The sequence below is a fragment of the Mesorhizobium sp. M0189 genome (genome assembly GCF_040322135.1).
Taxonomy (GTDB): Bacteria; Pseudomonadota; Alphaproteobacteria; order Rhizobiales; family Rhizobiaceae; genus Mesorhizobium.
Genome location: NZ_JAMYSW010000004.1, coordinates 364128 through 375729 on the forward strand (window position 1 = coordinate 364128; position 11602 = coordinate 375729).

At 61.8% G+C, this 11602-nt stretch carries 10 protein-coding genes; 7 read left to right on the forward strand and 3 right to left on the reverse strand.

Going from position 1 to position 11602, the window contains the following annotated elements; translation table 11 throughout:
- Window positions 1-92 precede the first annotated feature (92 nt).
- From NKJ09_RS10180 to NKJ09_RS10190, 3 genes are all read left to right on the forward strand, one after another.
- Window positions 93-1151: an LLM class flavin-dependent oxidoreductase gene (locus tag NKJ09_RS10180; RefSeq protein ID WP_352495037.1), complete on the forward strand. Its 1059-nt coding sequence runs from the start codon at window positions 93-95 to the stop codon at window positions 1149-1151.
- Window positions 1152-1269: 118 nt separating this feature from the next.
- Complete coding sequence (locus tag NKJ09_RS10185) at window positions 1270-2430, forward strand: AI-2E family transporter (protein WP_023718182.1); 1161 nt, start codon at window positions 1270-1272, stop codon at window positions 2428-2430.
- A 157-nt stretch (window positions 2431-2587) separates the two neighbouring features.
- Window positions 2588-3589, forward strand: coding sequence for an LLM class flavin-dependent oxidoreductase (locus NKJ09_RS10190; RefSeq protein WP_352495038.1), 1002 nt, complete (start codon window positions 2588-2590; stop codon window positions 3587-3589).
- Between the two features lie 157 nt (window positions 3590-3746).
- Here the strand turns inward: NKJ09_RS10190 and NKJ09_RS10195 are convergent, their stop codons facing one another.
- Both NKJ09_RS10195 and NKJ09_RS10200 read right to left on the reverse strand, forming a co-directional pair.
- The gene (locus NKJ09_RS10195; RefSeq protein ID WP_352495039.1) at window positions 3747-4370 is read right to left on the reverse strand and encodes a L,D-transpeptidase; all 624 of its coding nucleotides are present in this window, start codon (window positions 4368-4370) and stop codon (window positions 3747-3749) included.
- A 254-nt stretch (window positions 4371-4624) separates the two neighbouring features.
- The gene (locus NKJ09_RS10200; RefSeq protein ID WP_352484335.1) at window positions 4625-5644 is read right to left on the reverse strand and encodes a LacI family DNA-binding transcriptional regulator; all 1020 of its coding nucleotides are present in this window, start codon (window positions 5642-5644) and stop codon (window positions 4625-4627) included.
- 217 nt (window positions 5645-5861) lie between these two features.
- On the opposite strand from NKJ09_RS10200, the gene NKJ09_RS10205 reads away from it, so the two are divergent.
- The 4 genes from NKJ09_RS10205 (at window position 5862) to NKJ09_RS10220 (ending at window position 10631) form a co-directional block, all read left to right on the forward strand.
- Window positions 5862-7445: a sugar ABC transporter ATP-binding protein gene (locus tag NKJ09_RS10205; RefSeq protein WP_352762689.1), complete on the forward strand. Its 1584-nt coding sequence runs from the start codon at window positions 5862-5864 to the stop codon at window positions 7443-7445.
- Window positions 7442-8755 (forward strand): ABC transporter permease, encoded by a 1314-nt coding sequence (locus NKJ09_RS10210; protein ID WP_023718176.1) that lies wholly within the window; start codon window positions 7442-7444, stop codon window positions 8753-8755. The genes NKJ09_RS10205 and NKJ09_RS10210 overlap by 4 nt, the downstream gene beginning before the upstream one ends.
- The gene (locus NKJ09_RS10215) at window positions 8752-9717 is read left to right on the forward strand and encodes a substrate-binding domain-containing protein (RefSeq protein ID WP_023718175.1); all 966 of its coding nucleotides are present in this window, start codon (window positions 8752-8754) and stop codon (window positions 9715-9717) included. Before NKJ09_RS10210 ends, NKJ09_RS10215 begins: the two co-directional genes overlap by 4 nt.
- Before the next feature lie 161 nt (window positions 9718-9878).
- Window positions 9879-10631, forward strand: a complete 753-nt coding sequence (locus tag NKJ09_RS10220) for a DUF5131 family protein (protein WP_352495041.1) — start codon at window positions 9879-9881, stop codon at window positions 10629-10631.
- Here NKJ09_RS10220 and NKJ09_RS10225 read toward each other — a convergent pair.
- Window positions 10628-11479 (reverse strand): three-Cys-motif partner protein TcmP, encoded by an 852-nt coding sequence (locus NKJ09_RS10225; RefSeq protein ID WP_352495042.1) that lies wholly within the window; start codon window positions 11477-11479, stop codon window positions 10628-10630. The genes NKJ09_RS10220 and NKJ09_RS10225 overlap by 4 nt on opposite strands.
- Window positions 11480-11602 lie beyond the last annotated feature (123 nt).

Below are 11602 nucleotides of genomic sequence, written 5' to 3' on the forward strand. Positions count from 1 at the left end.
CCACCCGCACTGTTCACCATCCAGGCCTCTGGCGGCGCAGCGGACTGATCGCTACCTGTAGCGCCAAGACAAAACGCTAGGATGACACCACTATGGAACTCGGTCTCTACACCTTCGCTGACGTCAGCCCGGAACCGGGTCCCGGGGCGATCGGTGCGCATGAGCGGCTGCGCAACCTGATCGAGGAGATCGAGCTCGCCGATCAGGTCGGGCTGGACGTCTTTGGTCTCGGCGAGCACCACCGTCCCGACTATGCTGCCTCCGCTCCGGTGGTGGCGCTGGCGGCGGCTGCCGAACGAACCAAGCGCATAAGGCTGACCAGCGCGGTCACCGTTTTGTCCTCCGACGATCCGGTGCGCGTCTTTCAGCAGTTTGCCACCCTCGATCTTCTGTCCGGCGGCCGGGCCGAGATCATGGCCGGGCGCGGCTCGTTCATCGAATCCTTTCCGCTGTTCGGCTATAATCTCGAAGACTATGACGAGCTCTTTGCCGAGAAGCTCGACCTGCTGCTCGCCATCCGTGATCATGTCAAGGTGACCTGGTCGGGCAGTCTGCGCGCGCCGATCAACGATCGCGGCGTCTATCCCCGGCCCTTTCAGGACAAATTGCCGATCTGGATCGCGATCGGTGGTACGCCGCAATCGGCGGCGCGGGCTGGCGTACTCGGGTTGCCGCTGGCTCTGGCGATCATCGGCGGCGAACCGGCGCGGTTTGCACCACTGTTCGACATCTACAGGGATGCAGCCAGGCGGGCCGGCAGCGATCCGGCGAGCCTTGCCACCAGCCTCAACGTGCACGGCTTCATCGCCGACACCGCCGACCAGGCAGCCGACGATTTCTACAGGCCGCAGGCCGAAGTGATGAACCGCATCGGCCGCGAGCGCGGCTGGGGGCCGACGTCGCGGGCTCATTTCGACCAATCGCGCGGCCCGAACGGCGCCCTGTTCGTCGGCAATCCAGAACAGGTGGCGCACAAGATCATTGCCCAGCACAGGATATTCGGCAACGACCGCTTCCTGCTGCAAATGGCGATCGGCACCATGCCGCACGCCAAGGTCATGAAGGCTATCGAACTCTACGGCACCAAGGTGGCGCCGATCGTGCGCCGGGAAACTGCGAAGGCCGTCGCCGCGGCAGCGCCGGTTGCCTGATTCACCAGCAAAGCCGCGAGGCGGCCTTGCCGGTGACGCCGGCTAACGGAACCTTGAAGCCGCAGAGGCGTTTTCGCCAACGGTCTACACCAATCGCGGTGTGCCGCCGAGGGTCAGAATGAAGGCCGAACCCGCCGCTTCGGGCGCAAGCGCTGCCGAAAGCCCGGATTCGCGCGTCGAGGCGCGGGCGGATGCGCATCTGATGCGTTCGCTGCTCGTCGGCATCTTCATCCTCATGGCGATCTACGCGCTTTACTTCGCCCGCGCCTTCTTCATGCCGGTCATTCTGGCTTTTCTGCTGGCGCTGACGCTGACGCCGATCGTTCGCTTCCTGCGCAAGCATGGCATGCCCGATGTCATTTCGGCGACACTGCTGGTGCTGCTTTCGTTTTGCCTCGTCGCCGTCGCGGGATATCTGCTCAGCGGCCCGGTCATCGACCTCATCAACAACACCTCGACGATCGGCCAGCAGCTTACCGAACGTCTGGCACAACTGCGCCGTCCGTTCGAACGGATCGTGGAGATTTCGCGCCAGATCGAGGGCCTGACACAGACGTCCCAGGAGCCGGGCGTTCAGAGGGTGGCGATGGCGCCATCGGGTATTCTCTCGCAGGCCGCCGGCAATGTGCTGTCGGCCGGCGCCAGCGTCACCATCGTCTTCGTCCTGTCGCTGTTCCTGCTCGCCTCGGGCACGATGTTCTATGAAAAGATCGTCCAGTCCTTCCCCAGTCTAAGCGAAAAGAAGCGGGCGCTGCGCGTAGTCTATGACGTCGAGCGTGAAATCTCGCACTATCTGCTTACTGTCACGGTCATCAATACATGTCTCGGCGTGGTCATCGGGCTCGGCCTGTGGGCACTCGGCGTGCCCAACGCGCAGGTCTGGGGCGCGGCAGCGGCCTTGCTCAATTTCCTGCCCTATATCGGGGCGCTGACCACCATCACGCTGGTCACGATCATCGCGCTGATCAGCTTCGACACGATTTCCTATGCGCTGCTGGCGCCGGCCTTCGTCCTCTTATGCGACGTCGTCGAAGGCCAGTTCGTGACGCCGACGGTGGTCGGCCGCCGTCTCGAGATCAACGCCGTGGCGATCCTGATCGCCATCGCCTTCTGGTCGTGGCTATGGGGTTTCGTCGGCGCGCTGATGGCGGTGCCGCTGCTGGTCGTCATCAAGGTATTCTGCGATCATTTCGACGGTCTCAGCCATGTCGGCAATTTCCTCGCGGCGCAGCACACGGCGGTAATCGAGGATGAAGAGATTTCCGAGCCAAAAAGGTAGCGGCTTAAGAGCCCAAAAGCGTCACTGATTGGTGTGCATATCAACGACCTTGCATCGGTTGCACATCCGTCAGGCGCACAGCGCTCGATCAACATTTTGAATTTGCCGCCCCGGCAACGGCTTCCTACATCCGTCCGGTCCACAGGAATCCCCGCCGATGACCGCTCTTTCCGTTCTCGACCTGTCGCCGATCGTCGAAGGCAGCAATGCTTCGCAGTCGCTCGCCAATTCGCTCGATCTCGCCCGTCATGCCGAGCGGCTGGGATATAAGCGCTACTGGCTGGCTGAGCATCACAACATGCCAGGCATCGCCAGCGCCGCCACCTCGGTGGTCATTGCCCATGTGGCCGGAGGTACCCGTACGATACGCGTAGGCGCCGGCGGCGTCATGCTGCCCAATCATTCGCCACTTGTCATCGCCGAGCAATTCGGCACGCTCAACGCTCTGCATCCCGGCCGCATCGATCTCGGCCTCGGCCGGGCGCCCGGCACCGACATGCCCACGGCACGGGCGCTGCGCCGCAACCTCGACGCTGGCGCCGACAATTTCCCGCAGGACGTCGTCGAGCTGATCGGTTACTTCCAGCCAGCCGAAGACGGCCAACGCATCCGCGCGGTGCCCGGCGAAGGCGAAAAGGTGCCGATCTGGATTCTCGGCTCCAGCCTCTACGGCGCGCAGCTTGCCGCCACGCTCGGCCTGCCCTACGCCTTCGCTTCGCATTTTGCGCCGGCCGAGCTCGACCATGCGCTGGAGATCTACCGCTCGCGCTTCCAGCCTTCGGAGCAGCTCGACAAGCCCTATGTGATGCTCGGCCTCAATGTCTTCGCTGCTCCTTCCGATGCCGAGGCGCGGCTGTTGTTCACCTCGCTGCAGCAGGCCTTCGTCAATCTGCGCACCGGCCGGCCCGGCCGATTGCCGCCGCCGGTCGAAGGATATGAGCGCGACCTCGATCCAATGGCCAAGACCATGCTCGGCCAGGCGCTTTCCTGCGCCGTCGTCGGCTCCCCCGAAACGGTCAGGCAAGGCATCGAGGCATTCGTGCGCCGCACCGGCGCCGACGAACTGATGGTCACAGCGCAGATTTTCGACCATGCGGCGCGGGTGCGCTCGTTCGAGATCCTGACCGACGCCCACAAATCGCTGTCGGAAGCTGCCTGAGAGCTGGTTCGCCACTTGGCACTGTTGCGGGCAAGGCCGGCCTTAGGCAGGGAACATCGCGAACAGGTGTGCGAAGACATCGCGAACAGTTCGCGCGCTTTACGCGGAGAGTTTTCGATCCGTCATGCTCGTCTGTTAGACGGAAACGCGGCGTCTACTAAATGACGATCACCTTGGTGCCGATTGTGGAGCGGTTGTAGAGATCGATGATGTCCTGGTTCATGAGGCGAATGCAGCCCGCCGACACAGCTTTGCCGATGGACCACCATTCAGGGCTACCGTGCAGGCGATATCCAGTGTCACCTTTCTCGTTGAAAAGATAGAGCGCCCGCGCCCCGAGCGGGTTCATGAGTCCGCCCTCCATATGAGCCGGTATGATGCGGCCCCGCTTCTGCTCGCGTACGATCATCGCAGACGGCGCGCTCCAATCCGGCCATTCGCGCTTCCTCGCAACGTGAGCAGTGCCATGCCACTCGAAGCCCGCCTTGCCAACGCCGATTCCGTAGCGCAGCGCCTGACCGTCTCCCAACACGTAGTAGAGGAACTTCGCTCCTGTATCGACAATGATGGTGCCAGGCGCCTCTTCAGTCGCATAAGGCACTGTCTGCCGATGGAACTTTTGGTCAACCTTGTAGATCGGAACCGGCGGAACGCGAAAACCGGCGTCGGTGAGGCCGCCATAGGCCGAGGGGAAAGTCTTTAATGCGCGGCCGGTGGTGCAGCCGAAGAATGCGACCATCCCAGCAAGTACCAGCCCGATTAGGATCGATTTCACGCACATGACTCAAGCCGGCGCCCGTGTAGGCGATCAGCCGCATCTCGTCATATTCCTAATCCGACATGCTTCGATTGCCAAGATTTTCCTGCTTGTCGGCGGGCTGATTGTTGCCCACTTGGCTCGATCGGCGCCGCGTCCTTCAATTGCTCGGTTTTCGAACGACGAACGCCCGTAGCGGCTGCGAAGGGCCGGGGTCGGCAGGACAGGGGGAGCGCTGTCCGTCCGGCATTACAACGTTTCTGAACAGAGCCCAAGCGCTACGCGCTGACGCTTTGTGCGATCGCGCCAAGTGGCCGGCATGAATTGCGGATCATCAGGCGTCCCTTGAGCGTCAGCTTGCGCGGCGGCGCATCCCTGTTGCCGGCGAGCCGGTCGAGCAGCAGATTGGCCGCCTGTTCGCCAATCGCCTGCACCGGCTGTGCGACCGTGGTCAATTGCGGCCGGAACACATCCGACCACGGAAAATCGTCGAAGCAGGCGACCGAAATATCCTCCGGACAGGACAGGCCGATATCGCGGATGGCCTTCATCGTGCCGATCACCATCGGGTTGTTGGCCGAAAAGATGGCGCTCGGCCGGTCGTGCAGCGAAAGCAGCTGCATGGTGGCGTTGTAGCCATCGACTTCGTGGAAATTGCCGAAGCGGACGAGCTCGGGCTCGGCCGGCAGGCCCGCGGTCTGGAGGGCTTCCCGGTATCCCGCCATGCGGTCATTCATCGGCGAGATATCGAACGAGCCGGAGATGTAGCCGATGCGCCGATGGCCGAGATCGATCAGATAAGTGATGGCGTCGAACACCGCGCGCTGATTGTCGAGAACGACGGCATCGGTGTCGACACCCTGGCAAACACGGTCGAGTAGCACGACCGGCACATTGGCGTCGTCGACAATCCCTTTGAGGATCGCGCCGTCGCCGACACGCGCGACGATCAGCCCGTCCACCTTCCGGTCGAGCAGCAGCCTGATCTGATCGTCCTGCGTGTTCAGGTGCTCGTCGGTGCAGCACAGCATGACGGCGTAGCCGGCCCTGTCGAAAGCCTGCTGGATCACCGAAACCACGTCGGTAAAGAACGGGTTGGTGATGTGTGGGACGGTGAGCCCGATGGTGCGTGTGGTGCCCATCTTGAGGCTGCGGGCGATGGCGTTGCGCTTGTAACCGATGTCGCGGATCGCCTGTTCGATGCGCTGGCTGAGCTCGGGGCTGACGGTCGCGGTGCCGTTGATCAACGCCGATACGGTGGCCACGGAAACACGCGCCGCTTCGGCCACGTGAAGCATGGTCGGTGCAGTGGATTTGCGCTGCTTTTTTCGTCCTGACGCTGTCATTTTCGAAACGTTTCACCACTCCGCGGCAGCAATACGTACGGAATCTTATGGTTTTGCGCAAGAATTGAAATGGAACAATCTTCGACACCAGATATTGGCTTGACATGATCGAAACGTTTAGATTAGCGTTTGAGGCGTTCGGTGACGACGGAGGGAGGCCGTCCTTGTCATGCAGCACGGCAATTCCATCCCTGCGGAAGGCGTTATGGCGGACGGCTCGGCTATCGTGCTGAGCGCCGAGCACATCTCCAAGTCCTTCGGCGGCATCGCCGCGCTTGTCGATGTCGGCTTCGAACTGCGGCGCGGCGAGGTCCATGCGCTGATGGGCGAGAACGGCGCCGGCAAGTCGACGCTGATGAAGATACTATCCGGCGTCTATACGGACTATAACGGAACGGTCAGTATCGATGGCCATCCGGTGCGCTTTGCCGGCGTCCGCGAAGCCGAGCGCGCCGGCATCGCCATCATCCACCAGGAGCTGAACCTCGTTCCCGAACTCAGCGTCGCGGACAATATCTTTCTCGGCCGCGAGAAGCTGATCGCCGGGCTGATTGTCGACCGCAAGGCGAGCAGCCGCGCTGCCGGCGCGCTCTTGCAAAGGCTCGGCATCGAGCTCGACCCGGATGCGCGCGTCGGTGCCTTGCGCGTCGGCGAACAGCAGCTGGTCGAGATCGCCAAGGCGCTGTCTATGTCGGCGCGCATTCTGATCATGGACGAGCCGACCTCGGCGCTGTCGCCAGCCGAATGCCAGCGGCTGTTCCGCATCATCCGCCAGCTCGCCGATAGCGGCGTGGCGATCGTCTACATTTCGCACCGCATCGACGAGGTCATGCATCTGGCCAGCCGGGTCACCGTGTTTCGCGATGGACGCCACGTCCTGACGCAGACGATGGACAAGCTCGACGAAGACGCCATAATTTCGGCGATGGTCGGGCGAAACCTGCTTGCTTCCTCCCAGGAGCACCGCATCCCCGGTGGCAACACCATCCTTTCCGTAAGCGAGCTGTCGCTATCGAAGCCCAATCGCCATGGCTGGCGCACCGTGCTCGACGGCGTCAGCTTCGATCTTGCCGCAGGAGAAATCCTCGGTATCGGCGGGCTGCTGGGCTCGGGCCGTACCGAAATCCTGGAAACGATCTTCGGGTCCAGCGGAGGACGTGCTGGCGGTGAGATCAGGCTCGATGGCGAGGCAGTAGAAATCCGTTCGCCGCGCGATGCGCGCCGGCTCGGCATCGCCCTGGTCACAGAAGACCGCAAGACGCAAGGCCTGCATCTCGAGGCCTCGATCACCGACAATGTCGCGCTGGCGCTGGTCGGCGCGCTGGCGCGGTTCGGCCTGCGCTCGCCGGCCGGCGAGCAAGGGCTGGCACGGGACGCCGTCAAGGCGCTCGGTATTCGCTGCGAAACCGTCGAGCAGCCGGCCGGCACGCTGTCCGGCGGCAACCAGCAGAAGGTCGTCATCGGCAAATGGCTGGCGACGAGGCCACGGGTGCTGCTGCTCGACGAGCCGACGCGCGGCATCGATGTCGGCGCCAAGCGGGAAATCTACGATCTCATCTTCAAGCTGGCGCGAGACGGGCTGGCGATCGCCGTCATCAGCTCGGAATTGCCGGAGCTGCTGCATCTTTCCGACCGTATCCTGGTCATGGCCGATGGCCGCCAGACGGGAATCCTGTCCCGCGCGCAAGCCAGCGAGGAGGCCATCATGCGGCTTGCAGCGCCGCGACGGACCATGACGAGGCCTGCCGCATGAGCATTTTGCATATCCTGTCCCGGACGAAGCTCTATTGGGGCCTGATCGCCATCTTCCTGATCGGCGTGCTCGGCTCGCCGATCAGCTCCAAGGGCAACAATATCTTCCTGTCCTATGGCAACCTGCTCGACGTGCTGCGCCAGGTGTCGACCACCGGCCTGATTGCCACCGGCATGACGGCGGTGATCATCACTGGCGGTATCGACCTTTCCGTCGGCTCGCTGATGGCGATCTGCACGGTGGTCTGTGCCATGCTGCTGACGGTCCCCGGCGTGACGCCGGCGGTGGTGCTGGGGGTGCCGACAGTTGCCGTGGCAGCCCTTTGCCTCGGCATTCTCGTCACCCGTTTCATCCTGCTGAACATCGAAAAATCCCGCGCCGGCGCGCAGGCCACGCACGACATCAGGTTGGATAGCGTTCGTGGGCTGGTTACCCCCGGCATTGTCGGGGTGATCCTGTGCAGTCTGGTGCTGTGGTTCCTGCTGCCGCAGGTAGGCTCAAAATTCGGCGTGCTCGGCGTGCTGCTGGTGGCGCCTTGCGTCGGCCTGCTGTTCGGCGCGCTCAACGGCTTCATCATCGTCGCCGGGCGGCTGCAGCCCTTCATCGTGACGCTGGCGATGATGGTCACTGCGCTCGGCATCGCCCGGCTGACCGCCGGCCAAAACAATGCGGTGCTGCCGGTCTATACCGGTTCGAACGCCACGGCCGATTTCGAAATGCTGCGCTCGCTGGTGTTCGGCGTAATCCCGATGCCGGGCCTGTTCTTCCTCGGCGCGATCCTGATCTACGGCGCCGTGCTGCGCTTCACGCCGTTTGGCCGCTATGTCTATGCCATCGGCGGCAATGAGGAAGCGGCCCGGCTGTCCGGCATCGCCGCCGGCCGCGTCAAGATCGCCACCTACGCGGTTTCGGGGCTGCTGGCCGGCATCGCGGCGGTGCTCTATGTCGCGCAATACCGGCAAGGCAAGCCGGACGCCGGCGCCGGGCTGGAGCTCGACGCGATCGCCGCCGTGGTCATCGGCGGCACCAGCCTGATGGGCGGACGCGGCAGCCTCACCGGGACGTTCTGCGGCGTGCTGATCTTCGGGCTGCTCTCTAACATCCTGCAGCTGCACAACATCAATTCGAACCTTCAGCTGGTGCTGAAGGGGATGATCATCATCGGTACCGTGCTCGTACAGGAGCGCAATGCCGGCGATCTTCTCTTCTATCTGCGATTGCCCGGTGGGCAAGCGCACAAGGAAACGGCCGCGGCAAAGCGGCCGTCGCAAGAGACCGCGTCTCTGAATATTGGAGGAAACAAGAAATGAAACGACGTGAATTGTTGAAGCTTGCCGCGCTGACAGCGGCACTCCTGACCACGACCGCGATGCTTGCCAGCGGTGCCCACGCGCAGGACAAGAAATGGAAAATCGGCTTCTCGCAGGTTACGACCATCGAACCCTGGCGTGCCCAGTTCAACAAGGACATCCTGGCCGAAGCGGCCAAGCATCCGGAAGTCGAGCTGATCGTAACCGACGGCGAGGACAAGACCGAGAAGCAGGTCGCCGATGTCGAAAACCTGATCCGTCAGGAGGTCGATGCGCTCTTGGTGTCGCCGAAAGAGTCCGCCGGCCTGACCGGTGTCGTGCAGCAGGCGATCGATGCCAAGATCCCGGTCTTCGTGCTCGACCGCAACGTCGAAACCAACGACTACACGCAGTTCGTCGGCGGCGACAACAAGCTGATCGGCCGGGCTGCCGGTGAATATGCCGTCGAGCTGCTTGGCGGCAAGGGCAAGGCCGCCGGCAACGTCGTCGAAATCTGGGGCGGCATGGGCACCCAGCCGGCGCATGACCGCCATGACGGCTTCCATGAATTCACCGACAAGGAGCCGGGTATCAAGAACCTGCTCGACCAGCAGTCGGGCGACTGGAAGCAGGACCAGGCCTACAACATCATGGCCACGGCGCTGCGCAACAACGAAAAGATCGATCTCGTCTACGGCCACAATGATCCAATGGCCTATGGCGCCTATCTTGCCGCCAAGGACGCCGGACGTGAGAAGGACATCAAGTTCATCGGCATCGACGGCCTGCCCAATGAAGGCGTGCAACTCGTCGCCAATGGCGAGCTGACGGCGACGTTCACTTATGTGACGCCGGGCGCCGAAGGGCTGCGGCAGGCGATCAAGTTCCTGAACGGCGAGAAGGTGGAAAAGACCATCATCCTGCCGACGCAGAAGATCACCAAGGAAAATGCTGCCCAGATCCTGAAGGACAACGGCCTCTGAAGCCTATTGCCGGAGAAGGCGGCTCCGGTGTTCAGGATTCGGCCACGGCTCTCCTGCTCTTTGGGTGGGAAAGCTGTGCCGAACCCTACTCAGTCGTCAAAACCCGATAACGGAAGCTTCATCACCTTGAATTAACCATCAACGTGAAGGAGAATCTTCCTATGGCTGAGACCTCAATCGAATGGACCGACGCGACGTGGAACCCGGTGGCCGGCTGCACGATCCTAACCGCCGGCTGCACGAACTGCTACGCGATGCGCATGGCGGCACGGCTAGAAGCCATGGGCGTGAACAAATATCAGGGCCTGACGCGCAAGACGGGCGGCCGAGCGAAGTGGACCGGCAAAGTAATGACCGATCCGAAATCACTGTCGATCCCTGTAACTTGGTCGAAACCACGCCGCGTTTTCGTGAACTCGATGTCTGATCTCTTTCATGTCGACGTGCCGGCAGATTTCATTCGACAGGTATGGGCTGTGATGGAAGAGACGCCGCGGCATACGTATCAGATTCTGACGAAGCGCCCGGAAGTTATGGCCAAGGTTCTGACTCGTGGCGACTTTCCCGTTCTGCCGAATGTCTGGCTCGGGACCAGTGTTGAAGATCATCGAGTGCTGGGTCGGCTGGATGACCTTCGCCGTGCACCAGCAGCAATCCGGTTCGTTTCTCTAGAGCCGTTGATCGGGTCTGTAGCCGGTGCCAATCTCACCGATATTCATTGGGCGATCGTTGGCGGTGAAAGCGGGCCAGGGGCACGATATATGAATCCTCACTGGGTCGACGAGATCCAAACGATGTGCCGACGCGCGGGCACGGCATTCTTCTTCAAGCAGTGGGGAGGCAATAACAAGAAAGCCGCCGGCCGCACGCTCAATGGTCGTATCTACGATGAAATGCCGGCAGCTACCGCCTAGAAAAGGTTGCCTTGTCTCTGCTTGTTAGCCGCGACCTTCCAAAACGCCAGAGCGAGTTCATGCTTGGCGACTAGCAGGAGCCAATAAAGCGGCTGGTTGCCGGGCCCGGTTATTAGCTTGGGTTCCGGGGAGGGCCACACGCCAAGTCGCCCAACAAGCTCGGACCAATAGCGCAAAATTGCCTGGCGTGTTGCCTTGGCGTTTCCCGCTTTGATGGCGCTACGCCAGCCAGGAATGAAGGCATCGAAAACCGCCGAGTCGCCCGACGAGTATTTGTCGAGGTTTCGCTGCAGGTCCATCTGACTGACATGTACGAGTATGTCGACGTATCGGAGGTCTGACAGCGTCCTAATCATCTCGAAATTGAGAGTCTCCAGGTTGTAAGGATCCAGGTATGCGAAGTTCCGGCTATGAGGATTCACAAGGCTGACGATCGTCTTGATGGTGGCAACAGCATTACCCGTGATAGCCACGACCGGAGCGTTCAGCGCGCGTAGCCGTTTCTCGCAAGCCTCAACCCGCTCGGTTTCGATGTCTCCGATATATACCGCGGAGAATGGCGTTTTGCTGTCGGCGCTCTTTTTCCAGGCGGCAACCACACCGCCATCAATAAATTCGCTGGTACCGCGAATCCTGCACCTGCCTGGTCCACAGAACGGATCAATCAGAGTTGCGCCAGCTTTTCCCTGGTCGAGCCATTTCGATCGAACACCGCGACTGATGTCGACATAGCGACATAGATACTCGTGCTTGGTTTTGGCCCAAGCGCCGACCACCTCTACAGGCGATCCATCGTCGCCTTCAATAAGCTCCCCCACCAACGCCCCCGTTTTGATCGATCCAACCACCTTTAGTGTCAATCGACAACCGAGGAGCTAACCACATCCTCCTAAGGCACCCCCCGACTGATACGCCGCCACCCTTCCCATTTCATGTGGACGAGCAAGCTAAGCCTTGCCAAGTCAGGCCAT